Raw genomic sequence first — 21622 nt, 5'->3', positions numbered from 1 at the left:
GGTGGCGGGCACCCGGGGAACGTCGGTCACCGGTTGGTCAGTGTCTGTCCGCCGCAGCGGCCTCGGTGGCGAGGTCGGCGTCGACCATCATCTCCACCAGCTCGTGGAAGCCGACCCGCGGCTTCCACCCCAGCACCTCACGAGCCTTCGACGCGTCGCCCACGAGGACATCCACCTCGGCCGGGCGGAAGAACCGCGGGTCGGAGCGGACGTAGCCGGACCAGTCCTCGATGCCCACCCGGGCGAAGGCGACGTCCAACAACTCACGAATGCTGTGGGTCTCGCCGGTCGCCACCACGAAGTCGTCCGGGGTGTCCTGCTGGAGCATCCGCCACATCGCGTCCACGTAGTCCCCCGCGAAACCCCAGTCGCGCCGCGACTCCAGATTCCCCAGGGACACCGAGTCCTGCAGACCGAGTGAAATCCGCGCCACCGCCCGCGAGATCTTCCGCGTCACGAACTCGATTCCCCGCCGCGGCGACTCGTGATTGAACAACATCCCCGAACACGCGAACAACCCGTACGACTCGCGGTAATTCACCGTCAGGTAATGCCCGAACGTCTTCGCCACCCCGTACGGGGAACGCGGATGAAACGGCGTCGTCTCCCGCTGCGGCGTCTCCCGCACCTTTCCGAACATCTCCGACGAGGACGCCTGGTAGAACCGCACCCGGGACAGGTCGTTACCGCCCGCGATCCGCAGCGCCTCCAGAACCCGCAGCACCCCCATACCCGTCGTCTCCCCGGTCAGCTCCGCCTGCTTCCAGGAGAGTCCGACGAACGAGATCGCGCCCAGGTTGTACACCTCGTCGGGCTGGGAGATCTCCACCGCGCCGATCAACGACGGAAGATCCGTCAGATCACCCTCCAACAACACGACCCCCGGCACCAGCCGCTCCACGGTCGCCACCTTCGGGTTCGACTGCCCGCGCACCAGCCCGAACACCTCATAACCCCGCCCAACCAGCAACTCCCCCAGATACAACCCGTCCTGGCCGGTGATTCCCGTAATCAGCGCGCGAGGCACGATCATCCTCCTGTGGCCCGTGGAGTACTGCTGCGGAAGGTTAGCGTCAGGTAAAGCGGCCGGGTCACTCGGGTGCCGGGGCCGGCCCGTCGGCACCACGCGCCGTGGCCGGGCGGGCCAGCTTGAGAAGCTCGGGTAGCACCATCTGGCCGGCCCGCGCTCCACCGCCGTTGCTGATGTGAACACCGTCGTCGTCGCGCACGCGAACGCCGTCGATCTCACCGCGGTACTCGTTGCCCGGGCTGAGTACCGCGGCGAGATCGATGACGGTGGTGACGGCGGAGTGCCGCGCGGCGGCCTGGCGAAGCAGCTTGTTGAACTGGATCACCCGGTCGGCCCGGGTTTCCGGGTAGATGCTGCCGTCCGCCGCCTCACCCTCCTCGAACATCGGGGCGGTCAGCAGCACCACCTTCGCTCCGCGGGCCGAGAGGGTGGTGATCGCCAGGTCGAGCTCGCGCCCGAGATAGGCGTCGAACGCCGGATCACCGATGTGGGTCCGTCGGCCCTCGAGGTCCTGGTCGGTGACCTCCCAGCGCCCGACCAGCAGCATGGCCAGGTCGGGACGGAGCTCGTCGACTTTCCGGCTGAGGCGGGTGGGCCACTGGTCGCACCCCGGAGGTGGCAGGTTCACCTCGCCCATGAGGAGGCGGCGCGGCGAGCGGGTCACCCCGCATCCGAGCTGGGAGCCGTCGTGGATCTCCAGGCCCTCGCGGGCGGCGGACGTGGAGAACTCGCTGAAGCCGAGGGTGAGCGCGAGCGAGTCCCCGGCCAGGACGGCCCGCAGCGGTCGGCCCGTCACCGGCTCGGCCCGGGCCGTCGGCGGTGCCGCGGTAGCGGCCCGCGCGGCCAGCTGCTCGAGGTCCGCCGCGCCGCGGCCGGCGGACGGGTCCGCGATCGTGGCGACCATCACCAGGGCGACGACCGCGCAGATCGAGGCCGGGACGGTGACCCGCGGCATGGGGAAACGGATCTTCCGTCGCCTGATCGGGTTTTCGACCAGGTGGAACGAGGCGATGGTGATCGCCGCCGTGACGGCCACGCGCACGCCCAGCAGCGCCGCGCCGCTCAGCCCCGTGCGGGCCGCGGTGACGGTCAGGAAGACCGGCCAGTGCCACAGGTAGAGGCCGTAGGAGACCCGGCCGATGGTGGGTAGCGGCGGGAGCGACAGCACCCGCGCGGCCGGCCCGCGGGGCACCTCGACGATCGAGGCGATCAGCAGCATCACGATCACCGCCACGCCCAGGAAGCCGCCGGAGTAGAGCACCCGGCTCTCGCCGTCGACGGTCGCCCAGACCGTGAGCATCGCCACCCCGGCGAGGCAGCCGGCGACGGACAGGCCCTTCTTCGTCCGCTCGGTGAGCGGTGTCCGCCGCTGGATCCGCCACACAGCCAGTGCGGCGCCGGCCAGCAGCGCCTGCGCGCGGGTGTCCGTGCCGTAGTAGATGCGGGAGGCGTCCGCGCCCAGCACGACCAGCAGCAGCCCGAGCAGCGCGGACGCCTCCGCGCCCAGCACGGCGACGGTCAGGATCAGGGTCTGCGCCTTGTGGCGCTGGTTGCGCCACCGCGCCGTGGTGCGCCCGCTGTGCCACATCAGCAGGTAGACGGCGAGCGGCCACAGGACGTAGAACTGTTCCTCCACCGCCAGCGACCAGGTGTGCAGCAGCGGGGACGGGGCGGAGAAGTGGTCGAAATAGCTCTGGTCCGACAGCGCGAACCGCCAGTTGGCGACGTACCCGAGGGTCGACAGCGCGTCCACGCGCAGTGTCTCGACCTCGCTGGGCTGGGCGACGAACCGGGCGTAGGCCGCCACGCCCAGCATCATCGTCAGCAGTGCCGGCATCAGACGTCGGGTGCGGCGGATCCAGAACGACTTCAGGTCGATGCGCCGGGTGGTCCGGTACTCGGCCACGAGCAGGCCGGTGATCAGGAATCCGGAGAGGACGAAGAAGGCGTCGACGCCGAGCAGTCCGCCCGGCATCCAGCTCAGGCCCGCGTGGTAGGCCATCACCCCGAGGACGGCGAGGGCGCGCAGGCCGTCCAGCGCGGGAGAGTGGCCCAATGGTGCCAGCACCGGTGCCGTGAGTGGTCCGGTCTCGAGCGGCCCGGTCTCCGGCGATCCGTCGTCCGGCCGCCCGGTCTCGAGCGGGCCGGTCGCATGCGGGTCGGTGGCGCCGCGGGCGCGGGCACCGGGCCTGTCCGCCTCCAGGAGGTCGTCCGCTTCGAGGAGGTCGTCCGCCTCGCCCGCGCCTCGCCCGCCGGCCGGCTGCCGTGACGTGCCTGTCTGCCGTGACGTGCCCGGCTGTCGCGGCGTGCGCGGCCCGCCTGGCTCGCGTCGCCTGGACGGGTCGGCCACCGGCTGGCGGGAACCGGCCCGGCGGGCCTCGGCCGGCTCGGCGCCGTGCGGGCGCGGCGGGCCGCTCCCGACGAGCTCGTGGCCGCCCCGCGGGCTCCGGTCGCCCGCGGGGCTCCCCGTGCGGGCGGCTCGCCCGGCACGGGCTGGGACGCGGGGGCGGGCGATGACGCGGGTGTGATCGTCGGCGTCGCGTGCCGCCTCACGTGGGTCGCGTGAGGCGGCGGCCCGGCGCTCGATGTGCTCGGTCTCGTCGCCGCTGTACGCGCCGCCCCGGCGCAGGCGGCCCTCGGGGTCCGGGTAGGCGTCGTCCTGGTAGGCGGCGTCGAGCCGGGACCGGTCGAGATACAGGCCGTCCAAATGGTCTGTGGCCTCGTCGTACTCCGTGCCACTGCCCGTGTCCGCGCGTCGGCCTGCGGCAGGACGATCGATGTCGGCACCTGGGCCCGTGGCCGCGCCCGGACCGCCGGCCGCGTCGGTGCCGGAGTCCGGCTCCGCACGGCGGTCCGCGGCTCTGCGCCGGTCCCGGGCGGGGCGCCGCGGGTTGCGCTCGGCGGCGTGGCCGTCCTCCGGCTGACCGGGGCGGGGGCGAGCCAGCGGGTAGGTGTCGGTGTCTCGGCGGCTCAGCCCGGTCCCCTTCCGATGTCGTTAGGTGCGCAGGTGTGGCGGCAGGCCACCGGATCGAGCCGGACGGGGCCTGGCACGGACGGTGCCGTGTCCGTTCGCGTACCGGGAGCAGCACATGGGCCCGATCGGCAAGGCTAATCCGCGGTTCCGGTCAGGGGAAACGCGTGGTAGTCCCAGACCGGAGATGTCGGGCTCGGCAATACCTCCAATGGGCCAGCATTGGTACCTTCCGCGGGTGCCTGACAGCAGCTCACCGTCGGTCACCGCCGGTGATCCCGACGGTCCCCCAGTTCCGCGCGATTCATCTGGTATGTCCAGATCGCCGGGTTCCGTGGTCGAGGCTACGACGGATCGATCAGACGGTGCCGCGGACGTTCTGTCGGATGAGGGTCAACTCGCGCCGACGCCCCGCCCGCCCGGGGCGCATCGGTCGGCGGCCGCGGGCCGATGGTCGAGGTCCGGAGGGCGCCCCGGCAGGGGTCGCCTGGCCGGGTCCGGCCAGCCCCCGACACAGGGGCCATCGGATCCCGGCGCGCGGTCCGCGGCACCGCCCCGGCTCGCGCCGGCCGGGCGGGCGTGGTGGATCGGCCTGCTGGTGGTGGTCGCCGTCGGTCTCGGTGTCCGCCTCGGCTACCTGTTCGGATGGATGCATCCCGCGGTCGTCGACGGTGACCCTTTCTATTACCACCAGGCCGCGAACCTGTTCGCGGACGGGCACGGCTGGCCCGATCCGTTCGAGTTGAGGTACTTCGACAGATACGTCCCGGACGCGCAGCACCCACCACTGACGAGTGCGCTGCTCGCCATCCCGTCCGTGCTGGGCTTCACCGGGTTCCTGTCGCACCAGATCTTCTCGTGTCTGCTCGGTGCGGTGTCGGTCGGCGTCGTCGGCCTGGTAGGCCGCCGCGCCGCCGGCCCGGCCACCGGCCTGCTCGCCGCCGGCATCGCGGCGCTCTACCCGGGGATGTGGCTCAACGACGCCCTGGTGATGTCCGAGACCACCGGAATCCTGACCTGCGCCCTGCTGATCGCCGCGGCCCACCGCTTCTGGGACCGGCGGACCGTGGCGGACGCCTGCTGGCTCGGCGCGGCGCTGGCCGCCGCGATGCTCGCCCGCGCCGAGCTCGCGCTGCTCGCTTTGGTGCTCGTGGTGCCCCTGATCGCGATGAGCCGTCCGCTGCCGTGGCGTCGCCGCCTCGGCCTGCTCGCGGCCGCCGCCGGCACGAGCGTCGCCGTGGTGGCCCCCTGGACGGCCTACAACCTGTCCCGGTTCGAGGAGCCCGAGTTCCTCTCGAGCGGCCTCGGCTCGACGCTGGCCGTCACCCACTGCGAGGCGAGCTACTTCGGCAAGTACACGGGGTGGTGGTCGTTCGACTGCATCCAGGCGCTGGAGCAGGCGCCGGTGGAACGGTCCGAGCGGGACGTCTACTACCGGAAGGCCGCATACAGGTTCATCGGTGACAACACCGGAGAGCTGCCCCGTGTCGCCGCCGCCCGGGCCGGCCGGACGTGGGGCCTCTACCGGCCGTGGCAGCAGACCGAGTTCGACGGCGTGGAGCTGCGCCCGCTGGGGCTGAGCCGGCTCGGCATGGTCTGCCTCTGGGCGCTCGAGCTGGCCGCCGTCGCCGGCACGGTGGTGCTGCGCCGACGGGGGGTCGTCCTGCTGCCGCTGCTGGCGGTACCGGTCACACTCACGCTGGCCTCGGTGCTGGTCTACGGCACTACCCGGTTCCGGGCGTGCGCCGAGCCGGCGGTCGTCCTGCTCTCGGCGGTCGGGATCGCGGCCATCGTCGGTGCGCTGCGCCGTCGCCGGGCGGGCCTGGCCACCGCTGAGGCCCAGCGTGAGCGCGTAAAGTGACGACACGGCTGCCTTCCGGCACCGTTTTCGGGGATCGCGTCCGGCTCGCTGGGGTGGCGCGGGCCGCCGAGCCGTCGGGTACCGCCTGGTACCTTGCGACCGTGCCAGACATCGCCGACAGTAGTGGTCACGGTCGGTGACCGCCGGTTTCGACCGCGGGAGCGGTGGCCGGGCGCCGGGCCGGCCGGGCTCCGCGGCCACGGCGAGCACGGGACCGGCCGCGCCCGCACAGGCGGAGGCGGCCCGGTCCGCGCCGGTGGTGTTCGCGGGCTTCGACGGGCTGCGCGCGATCGCGGCGCTGCTGGTCCTGGTCGTGCACGTGTCGTTCAACAGCGGGCTGACCACCGGCAACTCCATCGGCGTCTACACCGCCCGCGGTGAGATCGGCGTCGCGGTCTTCTTCCTGATCTCGGGCTTCCTGCTCTACCGCCCGTTCGCCGTGGCGCACCTGAGCGGCCGCGGAGCCCCGGACGCCGCCGGCTTCTACATCCGCCGGCTGCTGCGGATCATCCCGCTGTACTGGCTGGCGCTGGCGGTCGCGCTCAACGTCGTGCCCAACGACAAGATGGGCGTCCACGGCTTCGCCGGGCTGCTGCAGACGGCCTTCTTCATGCAGGGCTACCGGCAGCACTGGGCGATCCAGGGCCTCACCCAGGCGTGGACCCTCAACGTGGAGTTCGCCTTCTACATCTCCGTCCCGTTCTATGCCTGGCTGCTCGTCCGCCGGCGCCGCCCGGCCCGCTCCCAGCTCAGGGTCGAGCTTGTGGCCCTCGCCGTGATCTTCGTGATCAGCCGGGTCCTGCACTACGCGCTGATCGGCTCGCACATCTGGTGGGCCGACGGCTGGACGGTCTGGCTGCCGGTCTGGTGGGACCTGTTCGCCATGGGGATGCTGATCGCCGTCCTGTCGGCCTGGTACGTCCAGAACGGGCGGACGCCGGCGTGGGCGCGGTGGCGGTGGTCCGGCGGGGCCTGCTGGCTCATCGCCGCGTTCTTCTACTGGGTGGCCAGCACCCAGGTCGACCTCCCGCTGCAGCCGCTGTTCGTGCCGGACCGCACCCAGGACATGGGCCGGCACCTGTTCTACGGCCTGTTCGGCTTCTTCCTGATCCTGCCCGCGGTGTTCGGGCCGCCCGACCAGGGCCTGGTGCGGCGGTTGCTGACCTGCCGCCCGATGGCCTACCTCGGCCTCATCTCGTACGGGATCTACCTGTGGCACACGGTCGTGATCGAGGTGGTCGCCGAGCACACCGGGACGGCCGCCGGCGAGCTGGCGTTCGCCCCGTTCTTCCTGCTGGTGCTCGTGCTGACCTGTGCGGTCTCCACGATCACCTACTTCCTGGTGGAACGGCCCTGCATGACGCTGGGTCGGGAGTGGGCCCGGCGGGTGCGCGCACGGTCCCGGCCGGTGCCGGCGGGGCCCGCCGAGCCGGTCCCGGCCGGCGCGGGGGCGCCGGCCGGCACCGACGAGCGCTGGTCGGTGGAGTCCCAGGTGGACGAGAGGTGGCGCCAGGAACTGTCCGGTAGCGGACACCACGGAGCCGCTGGCGGACACCAGGGAGCCGACAGTGCCCCCGACGGCGAGTCGGCGCGGACGATGCCGCTGCGGACCGGCCGGGCGCCCGGTGCCGGCTCCGGCGGCGGACCCGGCACGCGCCCGGGTGCCCCGGCGGCGGACCGGTCGCCCGGCCCGGCTCCCCGGCCGCGCGCGGAGCCGGGCCGCGGGGCGCGGGAGCGTGGGGTACCAGGTCCCGGCGGCTCCGCGTAGCCGCCGCCGGTCACCCCCGCCCCGCGGCGCCCGGCCGGCGACCGCGCCCGGCGACCCGGCCGGGAGCCGGCCGGCGGGCCCGGCGGGCCCGGCCCGGACGGCGCCGCCGAGAGCCGACTGGGCCACATTCTCGACGGCGGGCGGGACGATGGCTGGTGACTTTTCGTACTATGAAAGCCCCACAGGGTGAGGGGTTCGGCAGGACTGGCTCCGCGTCTGTGTGCCCTCCCGTTGACCTCGTGGGACACCGCTCCCTAGACTTGGGAGTTGCACGAGGGTTCGTGGGTCTCAGACCGAGCGGATCCACTCGAGCAGTCGTTATCGGTTCTGACAGTGTCGTTCTTGCGTTCGGTGCCTGTCCCTCCGTCCCGGCGGTTCGATCCGGCCCTCGCGCTTTGGACGATTCCCAGTCGGAGCCGACCCCTTGACGAGCACCACCGACGTACGACCCGTGGAGACCGTGACCACCTCGCACAGCCCGACCACACCACAGGTTGCGGTCAACGACATCGGCTCGGCGGAGGATTTCCTCGCCGCGGTCGACAAGACGATCAAGTTCTTCAACGACGGCGACATCGTCGACGGCATCATCGTCAAGGTGGACCGCGACGAGGTGCTGCTCGACATCGGTTACAAGACCGAGGGTGTCATCCCGTCGCGGGAGCTCTCGATCAAGCACGATGTCGATCCGCACGAGGTCGTCACGGTCGGCGACCACGTCGAGGCCCTCGTCCTCCAGAAGGAGGACAAGGAAGGCCGTCTGATCCTGTCCAAGAAGCGTGCGCAGTACGAGCGCGCCTGGGGCACGATCGAGAAGCTCAAGGAGGAGGACGGCGTCGTCACCGGCACCGTCATCGAGGTCGTCAAGGGTGGTCTCATCCTCGACATCGGCCTGCGCGGCTTCCTTCCCGCCTCCCTCGTGGAGATGCGCCGGGTCCGCGACCTCCAGCCCTACGTGGGCCGTGAGCTCGAAGCCAAGATCATCGAGCTGGACAAGAACCGCAACAACGTGGTTCTGTCCCGCCGCGCCTGGCTGGAGCAGACCCAGAGCGAGGTGCGGTCGGAGTTCCTCGCCCAGCTCGCCAAGGGTCAGATCCGCAAGGGCGTGGTCAGCTCCATCGTCAACTTCGGTGCCTTCGTGGACCTGGGTGGCGTCGACGGCCTCGTGCACGTGTCCGAGCTGTCCTGGAAGCACATCGACCACCCGTCCGAGGTGGTCGAGGTCGGCCAGGAGGTCACCGTCGAGGTTCTCGACGTCGACCTGGACCGCGAGCGGGTCTCCCTGTCGCTGAAGGCGACGCAGGAGGACCCGTGGCGCCAGTTCGCCCGGACGCACGCGATCGGCCAGGTCGTACCCGGTCGGGTCACCAAGCTCGTGCCGTTCGGCGCGTTCGTCCGCGTGGACGAGGGCATCGAGGGCCTGGTGCACATCTCGGAGCTGGCCGAGCGCCACGTCGAGATCCCCGAGCAGGTCGTCAATGTCGGCGACGAGATCCTGGTCAAGGTCATCGACATCGACCTCGACCGGCGCCGGATCAGCCTCTCGCTGAAGCAGGCGAACGAGGCGTCCTCGCTGGTCGCTGAGGGCGACTCGTTCGACCCGAGCCAGTACGGCATGGAAGCCAAGTACGACGAGCAGGGCAACTACGTGTACCCCGAGGGCTTCGACCCCGAGACCGGCGAGTGGCTGCCGGGCTTCGAGGAGCAGCAGGCCGAGTGGGAGCGGCAGTACGCGGAGGCCCAGACCCGGTTCGAGGCCCACCAGGCCCAGATCCGGGCCGCGCAGGAGGCCGACGCCGCCGCGGCGGCACCGTCCTCCTACACCTCGTCGCAGTCGGAGCAGCCCGCTTCGGCGATCGACGAGGAGGCGCTGCGGCGTCTGCGGGAGCAGTTCGGCCGCGAGTAGGCCGTAGGTAAGTGATCTTCAGGGCCCGTGGGGAACATCCCACGGGCCCTGAAGCACGTTCGGGGCGGTGTCGGCCCCGCCGGCCCGCGTGGTCTGCTCGCGCCGCGCGGCGACGGCCTCGATCGCCGAGGCCGCCTGGTCGAGCAGCCTCTCCCGGGACTGCGTCCCGTCCAGCTCGACGACGTTGTCGGCCTGGGCCATGATCTTCTCGTAGCCGTCGGCCTGCTCGACGAGGTGGGCGCGCAGCGCCGCCGGGGTGAAGGCCCGGGTGCGGCGGTCGCCGCGGGCGACCATCCGCTCGTAGGCGAGCGAGGGCGGTACGCGCAGCCACAGCAGCGGGTCGGGGCGGGGGAGCAGATCCTCCATGTGCTCGAGCCACGGCCGGTGCTGCTCCCCGTAGGGGCCGCAGTGCACCTCCGACGACTGGATCCACCGGTCGAACAGCAGGTCGGGACGGCCGTCCGGGCCGGTGCGGTAGCGCAGTTGGGCGGAGAGCTCGATCAGGTGGGCCAGCCGCCGCACCGGGCCGGGGATGACCGCCTGGTGCAGGACGGTGTCGTCGGGCTCGGCGATCGCACGGAAGATCTCCACGCACACGCGCGCCGGCCGGGTTCCGCGCAGTGGGCGCAGCACCGTCTCCAGGCCGCGGATGAGCGTGGTCTTCCCGGCTCCGTCGACACCCTCCACGGCCACAAGCAGTGGATCTTTCCGGCTCATGCCCGAACTGTAGATCGCCGGCGGCGGGCGCGTCCGCCGCTCGGGTGAGCGGGGCCCACCGGAGTGTTACGACGCCGTAAATGCGGCTGCCGGCTATTGCCGGTTCGCCCGACCGGTACCAGAATCGGACGGGCACAGCTCGCCGCGGGACCATCCGCGGCGGTGATTCGCTCCCTGCTCGGTGCACCAGCTGGTTCGGTGCCCATCGAGCTCGGTGCGCCGTCGACGAACTCTGCCGCGCCGGTCCGCCTCCGCGTCGGGCGGCAGCCGGCAGCCGATCCGGTCGGGATGCTCTTGGCCAGCGACGTCTTCACCTTCGGCGCCGCGCCGGCGCGTCCCTACGCTCTGCTGGCCGTCGAAGGCCCGGCCGGAGCGGGCAAGCTCGCCCTGGTGCGGCGGCTGACCGCGGCACCGGCGGCGCTGCACCTGCACCTGGCGTCGCAGACCGACGCGGTGCTCCGGGACCTGATGCGGCGGCTGAGTACCATCGGTGAGCCGCTCGGCGCGGTCCCGGCGAATCTCGTCCACGCCGCTCGCCTGATCGAGGCCGCCGTCCAGTTCCGGTACCTGGAGGAGTTCCTGGCGGGGTTCGACCTGGTGGTGGCCGACCGCTGGATCCAGACCTGGGAGGTCTACTGCGGGGACCTCGGCGAGTACACCGAGTGGTACCTGCAGATCGCCTCGTACGTGCCCGTTCCCGACCTCGTGCTCTATCTGCGCGTCTCGCCCGAGGTGGCGGCCGCGCGGCTGGCACGCCGGGCGTCGGCAGGGCAGGCCACAGCGGGGCATGGGCCGGCGGGACAGGCTTCAGCGGGGCAGGAGCCGGGGGGGTCGGCCTCAGCGGGCCGGGAGTCCGCGGGCCGGGTGGACGAGGCCGCGGCCCTGCGGGAGGCCGTCGAGGCGTGCGCGCGCTACGACGAGGTGATGTCCGGCGTCGACTGTGTCGTCATCGACGCGGACGCGCCGGCCGCGGACGTGCTGGCGGAGGTGACCGGGATCCTGGACGCCGTCGGGATGCCGCGCCCGCCGATCCCCGGGACAGGTGGCGGGGCGGACGTGCCCTGGCCGGGGCCGCTCAGGGGGGCGTGAAGCGCACCGGGAGCGCGGCGACCCCGCGTGCCCACACCGACGGGCGCCAGCGCAGGTCCCGCGGCTCCACGGCGAGTTCGAGATCGGGGAGGCGGTCCAGGAGCACCTCGATCGCGGTGGTCGCGATCGTCTCGGCCGTCATCTGGGCGGGGAAGGGGCAGCGGTGCTCGCCGTGGCCGAACGCCAGGTGGGCGTGGTTGCCCGACGGGCGCCCGGAGGGCTGGGGACGCGCCCACGGATCGGAGTTCGCGGCCGACAGGCCAAAGATGAGCAGGTCGCCCGTGCGGATCCAGCGCCCGCCGAGCCGGACGTCGCGCCGGGCCCACCGCGCGACGAGGTTCTGGATCGGCGGGTCCGCCCACAGCACCTCGGCCATCGCGTCCCCCGCGCTGAGCCGTCCACCGGCGAGGTCGGTGGCGAACCGGGGGTCGGTCAGCATCAGCCGCAGCGTGTTCCCGATCCAGTCCGCGGTCGGCGCCTGGCCGGCGATCAGGGTCGCCATGACGTCCTCGACGACCTCGTCGTCGCGCAGGCCGGCCGGATGGGTGAGCAGCGCCGACACCGCGTCGTCGCCCGGTTGCGCGCGGCGGCGCCGGACCACCCGGGTGAGCATCGCGTGGGCCCGCCGACGCGCGTCGCGGGCCCCCGTCCCGCCGCTGACGAGCAGGGTCAGATCCCGGGCGAGCGCGGTCAGGTCGGTGTCGGGCAGCCCCCACATCCCGGCCGCGACCATCGCCGGCAGCGGGCTGGCGTACTGGGTCATGAGCTCGGCGCGGCCATCGCCGGCCATCGCGTCGATCAGGGCGTCGGCGCCGCTGGCCGCCCGCGCCCGCAGGCCGTGCGGCTCGAACATGCCCAGCACGTCGCCGACGGCGCCCAGCCGGCGGGCGTGGGCGGGCCCGTCGAGGGCGCGTAGCGACGGCCGCTGGCCGACCACCGACTGCAGCGGCCAGGCCGGCGGGACAAGATCCCAGGCGTTCCAGATCCGGCAGTCCCGGCCGAACAGGGCCGGGGTGCCGGCGACGTAGACGACCTCGCGGTAGCCGAGCACCAGCCAGGCCGGGACGTCCCCCTCGAGCAGGACCGGGGCGACCGGGCCGTGCTCGTCGCGGATACGCCGGTAGAACGCGGCGCGGTCGTCCCCGGGGCCGTCGGCCGGTAGCCGGACGGCGGTGGCGTGCGCTGGCCAGCGCGCGTCGAGATCCGGCCGTACCGGCGGGTGGGCGCCCGCCGCGCCGCGCACCGACCCGCCGCGCGGTCCGCTCGGCGGGCCGCTGGATGGTCCGGGCACGGGCTCGCCGGACGGGGTGTCCTCGGGCCCGCCGCGGCGGGTGGTCGGTGCCGGGCAGGACGCGCCGTACTGGCGCAGCGTGCCGAGCTGGCGGACGGCGCCGAGCGCGCGGGGCATGCCGCTCGCGCACGTGCCGAGCTGGCGGGGGTTGGGATGGGTCATGTGCTGTCTCCGGCCTCCGGGTCAGCGTGGTGCCGCGCGGTGCGGCCTGTCGCGGTCCTCACACGGGACTGAACCGGACCGGCAACGCCGTCAGAGCGCGGTTCCACGCGGTCCGCCGCCAGCCGAGGGCATCGGCCGGGACGGCGATCCACATGTTGGGCAGGCGGTCGAGGAGTGCCTCGACCGCGGTCCGGGTGACGACCTCGGCGATCTCCTGCGCGGGGTACGGGCAGCGGTGCTCGCCGTGGCCGAAGGACAGGTGGGCGCTGTTGGCGCTGGTCCCCGGGCCCGTCTGGGTGTCCGGGGCGTGGCCGCGGCGGACCTGCGGATCGGCGTTGCCGGCCCCGAGCCCGAGCGCGATCATGTCGCCGGCCTCGATGCGCTGCCCGCCGAGCTGGGTGTTGCGGGTCGCCCACCGCCCGGCGACGACCTGCATCGGCGTGTCCTCCCACAGGACCTGGTTCAGCGCCTGCATGACGCTGCGCCGTCCGCCGGACAGGTCGAGGGCGAACGACCCGTCGGTGAGCAGCAGGCGCAGCGAGTTGCCGATCCAGCCGGCCACGGCGCGTGCGCCGAACCCGAACACCACGGCGAGGTCCTCGACGACCTCCTCGTCGGCGAGCCCGGCCGGGTGGGCGATCAGGCGCGAGACGATGTCGTCGTCGGGATGCTCGCGCCGGTCGGCGAGCAGCCACCGCAGCCGGTCCAGGACCCGCTGGTGGCTCTCGGCCGCGTCCGGGCCGTCGTCGATCAGGACGATCAGGTCGTGCACCAGGCCCGCGGTGTCGACCTCGGGCGGCCCGCACAGCGACGCCAGGACCAGGGCGGGCACCCGGTGCGCGAACGAGTCGATCAGATCGGTCTCCCCGCGCCCGGCGAAGGCGTCGATCACGTCGTCGGTGATCTCCTCGGCGCGGGCCCGGAGCTCGAAGAGGTCCACCGCGCCGAGGACGTCCTGGATGGCGGTGTAGCGCCGCCGGTGCTCCGCCCCCTCGGCGCGGAGCACGGACGGGCGGTGTCCGACACCGGGCAGGGCGGCCCAGTCGGGCGGGACGTCGTCCCAGCCGGCCCAGTGACGCGGGTCATGGGCGAAGATCTCCGGATGGCTCAGGACGTAGTGCAGCTCCCGGTAGCCGAGGACCAGCCAGGCCGGCAGGCCGCCGTCGAGCAGCACGGGCGCGACGGCGCCGTGCTCCCGGCGCAGGTCGCGGTAGGCCCGCGCCGGCCCACCCTGGAACTGCGCCTCGCCCAGGTGGCAGGGCGGGGTCCGGCCGCCGGGCGGCCGCTCCCGCGCCGCGCCGGCCGGCTCGCGGGCCGGCTCACGGGCCGGCTCGCGGAGTGACTCGCGCGCCGGCTCGCGGGCGGTTGTCACGACGCCTCCGCCTCGCGCTCCTCGCGCGCCGCGGACAGCTCGCAGAGGTGGCGCACGAGGGTGATCAGCACGTCCTTGCTGGACGACCGGGCCCGGGCGTCGCAGTCGATCACGGGGACGTTGGGTGACAGCGAGAGCGCCTCGCGCAGGTCCTCCAGCGAGTGCTCGGGGGAGCCGAAGTTGTTCCGCGCCACGATGAAGGGCATCCGGTGGTGCTCGAGCCGGTCGATCGCGTACCACGAGTCGGCGACCCGCCGGGTGTCGACGAGCACCACCGCCCCGAGCGTCCCCGCGAACAGCCGCTCCCACAGGAACCAGAACCGCTCCTGGCCGGGGGCGCCGAACAGGTAGAGCACCATCTCGGCGTCGAGACTGATCCGTCCGAAGTCGAACGCGACCGTGGTCGTGTTCTTCTCGAGGACGTCGCCGTTGTCGTCGATGCCGACGCCGGCCTCGGTCATCACCTCCTCCGTGCTCAGCGGCCGGATCTCGCTGACCGAACGGACCATCGTGGTCTTGCCCACACCGAAACCACCGACGATCACGATCTTGACGCCGTCCCGGGCCGTGGTCTGCAGCGGCGGCCGGGCGGCGGGCTCAGAGCTTCTGGAGTCCAACGAGCACCTGCTTCAGGAACGCGGGATCGGGCAGTTGCGAGGGGTCGTTCGGGGTCGAGGGGTGGCGTGCCGAGATCCGGCCCCGCTCGAGCAGATCGGACAGCAGGATCTTCACGATGCTCACCGGCAGCTTCAGGTCCGCCGACAGCTCGACCACCGCGGTCGGCGCGCGGCAGACCCGCAGGATCCGGACGTGTTCGGACTGCATCCCGGGCGTCGGCTCGCTCCTGCTCGTGACGAGCGTGACGAGGTCGAAGGCGGTGTCTCCGGCCCGGCTGCGGCCGCCGGTGACGGTGTAGAGGCGGTCCGGGTCCTCGCTGTCGACGAGCCGACGGATCATGGCAGTAGCGCGGGCTGGACGGGATCGCGTGGCGCCGCGCTCAGGTACTCGCCGATCTGTTCGACGAGCTCGCTCATGTTGTGGCCGATGATGCCGGCGTCGGCGTCGTCGGTGGCGATCACCGCGAGGTGCGCGCCCTGGCCGGCGTCGACGATGAACAGCAGCCCGCCGTGGTACTCGGTCATCGACTGCCGCACGCCGCCGGTGCCGTCCCCGAACTCGATCGACGCGCCGTGCGCGAGGCTCTGGATCCCCGAAGCGATCGCGGACAGTTGGTCGGCCTGGTCGATGCTCAGTCCGGACGAGCGGCACAGCTTGAGCCCGTCCCTGGAGAGCACCAGGGCGTGGCGGGTCCCCGGGGTGCGGGCGAGGAGGTTTTCCAGCAGCCAGTCGAGATCGCGCTCAGTGGTGTTCATCGGGATCGCGGGGCGCCGGGCGGGTGGGTCCCATCCGGTCGTGCCCCTGCCTCCAATCAGGTCGTCCAGTGCTGTGCTGGTCGTCATGCAGGGCGCTGGTCGTCATGCGGGACGTTCGTCGTGACGCGGCGCTGGCAGGTCACGTGTCCTGCTGGTCCGGCTCGCCGGTGCCATCGGGGACGTCCGCATCTCCGGGGGCTGCCGACGGGCTGGCCGTGGTGCCGGTGGCGGCTGCCGTGACCAGCGCGCCCGCGCGTCCGGGCGCCGGACCGGCGGGCCGGACGTGGCTGGTTCCGGCGGCGCGCATCGCCCGGCGGAAGGCGGCGAAGTTCGCGCTGGAGTTGCGGCGTGGCCGGTGGGTGCGCGGCGGCGCGGCGAGCAGGGCCGCGGCGCGTGCGCTCGCCGCGAGGGACTGCCCGCGCTCACGCTTGGGCAGGGTCAGCAGCGGCGGAGCGCCCGCCTCGTCGGTGCTCCCGTCGGCGTCCGCGGCCAGCGCCGGCGGGCTCGGGACGGCGCTGGCGACCGTGGTCGCGTCCGGCGTCGCCTCGCGGGCCGCCCCGGCCTCGCGGGCCTCGCGGGCCGCCCCGGCCGCGCGCGCCGAGGCGGCGGCGTGGCTGGCGTCGAGCCGCGCTGGGTGGCTGGCGTCGAGCCGCGCGGGGTGGCTGGCGTCGAGCCGCGCTGGGTGGCTGGCGTCGAGCCGCGCGGCGTGGCTGGCGTCGAGCCGCGCGGGGTGCTCCGGCGTCCGCTGGGGCAGCGAGATGAACTCGGTGACCGGGTCGACCGCGATTCGCGCCGTGGCCGCGCCCGCCGCGCTCCCCACCTTGCCCGTGGTCCCCGCGCTCGTCGCGTTCGCCTCAGGGGAGAGGAGCGCGGGCAGCCTGGACGGCACGACCGTGGGCAGCCCGGCGGTGACCGTGTCCGCGGAGTCGGCGACCGCCGGCGGGGCGACAACCGACCTCGGCGCGGTGATGAGCTGGCGCGGGATCATGACGACGACCCCGGTGCCGCCGCGTGAGGAGGGCCGGAAGGACACCGTCAGCCCGTGCTTGCGGGCGAGGACGCCGACGACCGCCAGGCCGAGCCGCGTCCCGGACAGCGTGGTTAGGTCGAGGACCTCCGCCGAGACGGCACGCTCGGCCCGCTCGAGGGCGGCCGGCCCCATGACGAGGCCGCCGTCCTCGATGGTGATGACGACCCCGGCCTGCACCTCCTCGACGTAGACATGCACCTCCTCGGAGGGCGGCGAGAAGCTGGTCGCGTTGTCCATCAGCTCGGCGAGGGCGTGCATGATGCCCTCGGCGGCGTAGCCGACCACCGCGACCGCGCTCACCGAGTGCAGGCGGACCCGCTGGTAGGCGCTGATCCGTCCCATGGAGCCGCGCAGGAGGCTCTCCATCACGATCGGCTTCGTCCACCGGCGCCCGGAGCGCCCGCCGGTGAGCACGGCGATGCTGTCCGCGAGCCGGCCGGCCTGGGCGGTGAGGTGGTCGAGCCGGAGCAGGTCGCCGAGGACCTCCTCGCTGTGCCGTTCCTCCATGGCCCGCAGGTCGGCGAGCATGCTGGTGCTCAGCGCCTGCATCCGGCCGGCCGCGTTCGCGCAGGCCGCCATGGCCGCGCTGCGCATCCGCTCCCCGCGGCTGACCTCCTCCGCGACGGTGCGCAGGATGTGCTGGTGCGTGCCCTCGGTGCCGCGCGGGGCCTCCCCGAGCGCCGTCTGGACGGACGACCCCTCGCGCAGGCGTTCCACCACCGCGGGGAGGACCTCGCGGGCGAGCCGTTCGGTCTGGGCGGCCGAGCGGCTGGCGCGCGTCTCCAGGACGACGACCCGGCCGCGCAGCTCCCGCACGGTCTGCCGGTTGCGGACGGCCACGGTGCTGGCGAAGCCGACGAGCAGCGCGGCGACCGAGACGCAGAACAGGATCGCGCCGCGGCCCTCGGCGGGCGACACGGCCGCCGCGACCAGGCCGATGACCATGACGACGAGCACGGCCGCGGCCGGCGGCACGATCAGGTCCCGGGCCGTCGCTGGTCGCTGTACCTGATGACGAGCGATTGCGTGTTCTGACATCGATCAGGTCCTCGTCGTCGGTGGTCGGTGGGCCAGGGCCGGCCTGCCGCGGTCGGGAGGGACCACGGAAAATCCAACGTCCCACGGGAAGATCATGGTCGGAGTCGTCTGTCGGGAAGAGTTCTCGGATACTTCTCGGTAATCCTGAAAAGGTACGGCTGGGACCCCCTCCCGGCCTTTTTCTGAACTGTTCGTGCCGTTGCGGCGGAATACGTCCCCCCGGTCGCGCGACCGTGATTCCCGGTGCGTGGGAGCACCGGTGTGGGTCGCGCCGCCGGCCGTACTGACCACGTCGATCTTCGCCCCCTCGCCGTCGCCGCCCTGCGCCGTGATCCGAGTCCGCGCCCGGGATCGCCCCCGGGCCGAAGCTGAACCATCAGTGCAGGTCATATGCGCGTCGCACATGCTAGGGACACCTCGGACGGGTCGCGCGCCAGGCGCGGGGCGGCGCTGTCGGGCGATAGCCGCAAGTGGTATCGGAGTGTTACTGTTGTTCGTCTGTAGTGTGTAAGGTTTGTTTCTGTTTTGCTGGAATCCCGTTCGGTCGCCCGGAGGGAAGGATTCCGGGTGCTTGAAGAGTTGACAGCCTGGCATTGCTGCTGCCCGGTTCGGGGCGTCACGGGTCGCTTGTGGCAATTGCGGCGACACTTTTGGCGGGCGGGGTGGCCCGGGTGGATACTTGTTGAATTCCTTCTCAGTTAAGGACGGTCGCGCGTCGGTTCATCCTGTGCCGGCGGGGAATCGCCCTGCTCGGGGCGCCGCCCGGCTCCCGCCCCGCGGCGGTGCCGGCGCCGCGATCACCCCCGCACGGGTGCACCGGGGACGCTCGGAGGGGCCGTTGCGCCGGAAGATCGCCGCGTGTCCACGCTGTCTGTCAAGCGGAACGTGGCCTGACAGTGGGGCGTGCCGCCGTCCCGGGCGCACCCGACCGCCGGCTCCCGGTTGGGGTGGGGGTGCGCCGACGGGTGTCTCCGGGGGTGCCGTCCGCTCCGCGCGTCCCGCTCGCCGGCCGCTCGCCGGGGCCGCGGTGGCCGTTCGACGGCGGGCCCGGTCGCCGCGGCGTTGGTATGCCGCGGGGCGTTGGTATGCCGCGGCGGTGCGCCGGTGGCGTACTCACAGGACGTGCTCCCGGGGCGTGCTTCCGGGGCGTGTTCCCAGGTCGTGGGGTATCGCCCGGACCGGCAGCGGGTGGGTGTTTCGCACTGATTCGGAGCCGGCGCATAGTCTGACGGCCGGGCGCGCTGTCCGCGCCCGTCGCCGGCGGGAGGTTCGATGGGTCCGACGGGCGTGAGCCCGAGCGCGCTGCCGGAGCCTGCCACGGGATCGGTGACCGTCGCCGAGTCGGTTCTCGACAACCCGGTCTGGGAGTCACTCGCGGGCGCGCACGCTCATCTCGCCATCGCCACGTCTCGCGCGGCGCGCTATCCACCCGAGATCTCGCCGTTCGCGGCGGTGGGTGACGGCGCCGACCCTGGCGCCTGGGCGGAGCTGGCCGAACTCGCCGGGCCGGGAGTCCTGCTGGGTTTCTCCGGCCTGCGGATGCTCCCGCCGCCCGGGTGGGAGGTGACGATGGCGGTGCCCGCCCTCCAGTTCCTCGGTGACGACCTGGTGGACCGGCCCGACCCGGAGGCCGTCCCGCTGCGGGCCGGTGACGTCCCGGAGATGCTCGACCTGGTCGCGCGGACCAGGCCCGGCCCGTTCTCGCGGCGCACCATCGAGCTCGGCGGTTATCTGGGTATCCGCCGCGGGGGGCGCCTCGTGGCGATGGCCGGCCAGCGGATGCGGCTGCCGGGGTGGACGGAGATCAGCGCCGTGTGCACCGATCCGGCCCATCGCGGCGAGGGCCTGGCGAGCCGGCTGGTCCGGGCGGTGGCCGTGGGCGTGCGGGCCCGGGGCGAACAGCCCTTCCTGCACGTCTCGGTGTCGAACACCGATGCCCTCCGGCTGTACGAGGCGCTGGGCTTCGCGCCGCGCAGGGAGGTCTCGTTCGTGCAGATGCGTACCCCGTCGAGCTGACGCCGCGGCTGATTCTGTCACCGGGGCGGTGACAGAATCCCTGGAGGCCGGGTAGCGTCCGATGTGTCCGCGCGCCGTCCGCGTCGGCCCGTCCGGCTCCACCCGTGCGGGCCAAGGCTGTGTCCGGTCCTGCCCGGCCGGCTCCCGCTACGCGTCGGCGTCCCCGCCGCCGGACCTGCGGTCGTCGGGTCCGCACCACCGAGAGCTAGGTCGATCATGACTGTCCATGACTTCACCGTCGAGGCGACGGACGGCACCTCCCGATCCCTGCGCGACTACGCCGGCAAGACGCTGCTGATCGTCAACGTCGCCAGCAAGTGCGGCCTGACCCCGCAGTACGAGGGGCTGGAGGCGCTCTACCGCGACCTGAAGGGGCGCGGGCTGGAGATCCTCGGCTTCCCGTGCAACCAGTTCGGCGGCCAGGAGCCGGGCACCGACGCCGAGATCCAGGAGTTCTGCTCGACGAACTTCGACGTCACCTTCCCCGTCTTCAGCAAGATCGAGGTGAACGGCCCCGGTGCGGCCCCGCTGTACGACTACCTGCGCTCGGAGGCCCCCGGCGACTTCGGGCCGGAGTCGGGCTTCCTCTACGAGCACATCAAGCGCTCGCGGCCCGAGGCGATCGGCACCGACGAGGTGAAGTGGAACTTCACCAAGTTCCTGGTGGACGGCGAGGGCAAGGTCGTCCGCCGCTTCGAGCCCACCGTCACCCCGGACGAACTCCGCGGCGAGCTCGACACCTCCCTGGCCTGACGGGAGCGCTGTCGCCGACCCGGTAGCGCTGTAGCTGTCCGCCGCCCGGCAGACCGCCGGGCGGCGGACACGCGTGGCGGTCAGTGGCTCGGGCGGACCTCGCCGAGCCGCACGACCGTGGTGTCGCCGAGGCGCACCTGCTCGCCGCAGCTCGCGCACACGCACCGGGGCCGCAGCTCCGCGCCGCAGGAGTGCGCCCACACCGTCGGTGGCGGACCGGGCGTCACGTACCGGTCGCCCCAGTCCATGAGGCCGAGCAGCACCGTGTTCAGCGCCCTGCCGGACTCGGTCGCCACGTACTCGTGACGCGGCGGATGCTCGCTGTACTGCCGCTTCTCCAGCACCCCCGCCGCGACGAGCGAGCGCAGCCGGGTGGCGAGGATGTCCCGGCTCGCGCCGGTGTTCTCCACGATCTGGTCGAACCTGCGCGCGCCGAGCAGGACCTCCCGCAGGGCGAGCAGGCTCCAGCGTTCCCCGACGACGGCGAGCGCGTTCGCGATCGAGCACTCCCGCGCGGTCTTGCCCATCGCGGGCCTCCTCCATGGCCATGGACGTCCCCGGGACAGTGGCGAAGGTCCTGGAGCAGGGGTCCCGGGCACCAAGTCCATCCAAATTTCGAACTTACCACCGCGCCGCGGGGCCGGCCCGCCGCCGGCTACGGAGGTGCCGGGCGCTCCCCCACCCACGCGGGCGGGTCGCGCGGCCCGTGACGGAGCCCTGGCACGGCCGGGTGACAAGTCGGCCGGTAAATACCCTGGTGAGGGGCGGGCGTGGCGTGGGGTGGAACGCCTCCGGGTGTTCGCGATGTAAACAATGTCACCGCTCGAAAAGGTAGTCCTGTGTTTGTCGGGCAGCATTGGTGAACGCCTTCGCCGGTGATCGGCGACATATTCGAGGCTCATGCCACCTGTCGGCCGGCAAGGTCCGCGAGTAGCGTTCACGGTGATTCTCACCACCGCCATGACCGGCGCGGTCCGTGAGGGGCCAGGGTCCTTCATACTGATGTGGGACAGGCGGTCTGGCGCCGGCGGTACACCGGTCAGCCCGGCCGGCCCACGGATGGGCGGAACCGGCCGCGCGTCGTCGCTGGATTCGCGGCCGCGTTCAACAAAGTACTTCTCCCTGGCGCCGGGCCACCCGCCCGGATTATCAGGTTAACCCGTCCAACGGCGGTCGGGAGCTCGCTGGGCCGACACGGTCGTCGCGATGCTGGAAGACATGTGAGTACTCACCGCCATGGCGGGG

General features: G+C 72.8%; 16 protein-coding genes. 6 read left to right on the top strand and 10 right to left on the bottom strand.

The genetic code is table 11. From position 1 onward, the window contains the following. Positions 1 to 37 precede the first annotated feature (37 nt). Together gmd and E0504_RS22610 are read right to left on the bottom strand one after the other, a co-directional pair. Positions 38 to 1027, bottom strand: coding sequence for a GDP-mannose 4,6-dehydratase (gene gmd, locus E0504_RS22615; protein ID WP_071061174.1), 990 nt, complete (start codon positions 1025 to 1027; stop codon positions 38 to 40). Positions 1028 to 1091: 64 nt separating this feature from the next. Then, positions 1092 to 3737 carry an acyltransferase family protein gene (locus E0504_RS22610; protein ID WP_235014127.1) on the bottom strand — a complete coding sequence of 882 codons (2646 nt, stop codon included), beginning with the start codon at positions 3735 to 3737 and terminating at the stop codon, positions 1092 to 1094. An 862-nt stretch (positions 3738 to 4599) separates the two neighbouring features. Between E0504_RS22610 and E0504_RS22605 the strand changes: the two genes are divergently transcribed. The 3 genes from E0504_RS22605 (at position 4600) to rpsA (ending at position 9536) form a co-directional block, all read left to right on the top strand. Further along, entirely contained in the window at positions 4600 to 5862 is a 1263-nt protein-coding gene (locus E0504_RS22605) for a glycosyltransferase family 39 protein (protein ID WP_306769261.1), read from the top strand. A gap of 136 nt (positions 5863 to 5998) precedes the next feature. Beyond that, entirely contained in the window at positions 5999 to 7630 is a 1632-nt protein-coding gene (locus E0504_RS22600) for an acyltransferase (RefSeq protein WP_243657581.1), read from the top strand. A gap of 424 nt (positions 7631 to 8054) precedes the next feature. Beyond that, a complete protein-coding gene (rpsA, locus tag E0504_RS22595; RefSeq protein WP_112106892.1) occupies positions 8055 to 9536 on the top strand; it encodes a 30S ribosomal protein S1 in 1482 nt (493 codons plus the stop codon). A gap of 18 nt (positions 9537 to 9554) precedes the next feature. Here the strand turns inward: rpsA and E0504_RS22590 are convergent, their stop codons facing one another. Then, positions 9555 to 10253: a thymidylate kinase gene (locus E0504_RS22590; protein ID WP_112106893.1), complete on the bottom strand. Its 699-nt coding sequence runs from the start codon at positions 10251 to 10253 to the stop codon at positions 9555 to 9557. A 198-nt stretch (positions 10254 to 10451) separates the two neighbouring features. Between E0504_RS22590 and E0504_RS53515 the strand changes: the two genes are divergently transcribed. Further along, positions 10452 to 11342 carry a hypothetical protein gene (locus E0504_RS53515; protein WP_306769260.1) on the top strand — a complete coding sequence of 297 codons (891 nt, stop codon included), beginning with the start codon at positions 10452 to 10454 and terminating at the stop codon, positions 11340 to 11342. Here E0504_RS53515 and E0504_RS22580 read toward each other — a convergent pair. From E0504_RS22580 to E0504_RS22555, 6 genes are all read right to left on the bottom strand, one after another. Then, positions 11329 to 12795 carry a cytochrome P450 gene (locus E0504_RS22580; protein ID WP_112106895.1) on the bottom strand — a complete coding sequence of 489 codons (1467 nt, stop codon included), beginning with the start codon at positions 12793 to 12795 and terminating at the stop codon, positions 11329 to 11331. The genes E0504_RS53515 and E0504_RS22580 overlap by 14 nt on opposite strands. Positions 12796 to 12853: 58 nt before the next feature. Continuing rightward, positions 12854 to 14167 carry a cytochrome P450 gene (locus E0504_RS22575; RefSeq protein ID WP_131625816.1) on the bottom strand — a complete coding sequence of 438 codons (1314 nt, stop codon included), beginning with the start codon at positions 14165 to 14167 and terminating at the stop codon, positions 12854 to 12856. Then, a complete protein-coding gene (locus E0504_RS22570) occupies positions 14164 to 14784 on the bottom strand; it encodes an ATP/GTP-binding protein (RefSeq protein ID WP_071061014.1) in 621 nt (206 codons plus the stop codon). Before E0504_RS22570 ends, E0504_RS22575 begins: the two co-directional genes overlap by 4 nt. Continuing rightward, positions 14765 to 15124 (bottom strand): DUF742 domain-containing protein, encoded by a 360-nt coding sequence (locus E0504_RS22565; RefSeq protein ID WP_041254845.1) that lies wholly within the window; start codon positions 15122 to 15124, stop codon positions 14765 to 14767. The genes E0504_RS22570 and E0504_RS22565 overlap by 20 nt, the downstream gene beginning before the upstream one ends. Beyond that, complete coding sequence (locus tag E0504_RS22560; RefSeq protein ID WP_041256585.1) at positions 15121 to 15540, bottom strand: roadblock/LC7 domain-containing protein; 420 nt, start codon at positions 15538 to 15540, stop codon at positions 15121 to 15123. The genes E0504_RS22565 and E0504_RS22560 overlap by 4 nt, the downstream gene beginning before the upstream one ends. 139 nt (positions 15541 to 15679) lie before the next feature. Further along, a complete protein-coding gene (locus E0504_RS22555; RefSeq protein WP_112106897.1) occupies positions 15680 to 17608 on the bottom strand; it encodes an ATP-binding protein in 1929 nt (642 codons plus the stop codon). Positions 17609 to 18880: 1272 nt separating this feature from the next. On the opposite strand from E0504_RS22555, the gene E0504_RS22550 reads away from it, so the two are divergent. Both E0504_RS22550 and E0504_RS22545 read left to right on the top strand, forming a co-directional pair. Next, positions 18881 to 19624, top strand: coding sequence for a GNAT family N-acetyltransferase (locus tag E0504_RS22550; RefSeq protein WP_198541216.1), 744 nt, complete (start codon positions 18881 to 18883; stop codon positions 19622 to 19624). Positions 19625 to 19840: 216 nt separating this feature from the next. Continuing rightward, the gene (locus E0504_RS22545) at positions 19841 to 20377 is read left to right on the top strand and encodes a glutathione peroxidase (RefSeq protein ID WP_020462948.1); all 537 of its coding nucleotides are present in this window, start codon (positions 19841 to 19843) and stop codon (positions 20375 to 20377) included. Positions 20378 to 20457: 80 nt separating this feature from the next. On the opposite strand, the gene E0504_RS22540 is transcribed toward E0504_RS22545, so the two are convergent. Beyond that, positions 20458 to 20904, bottom strand: a complete 447-nt coding sequence (locus tag E0504_RS22540) for a helix-turn-helix domain-containing protein (protein ID WP_071061011.1) — start codon at positions 20902 to 20904, stop codon at positions 20458 to 20460. Positions 20905 to 21622: the final 718 nt, after the last annotated feature.

The organism is Parafrankia sp. BMG5.11 (genome assembly GCF_004337455.1).
The sequence above is the reverse complement of the archived record's forward strand: the minus strand, read 5'-3'. Positions and strand labels throughout refer to the sequence as shown.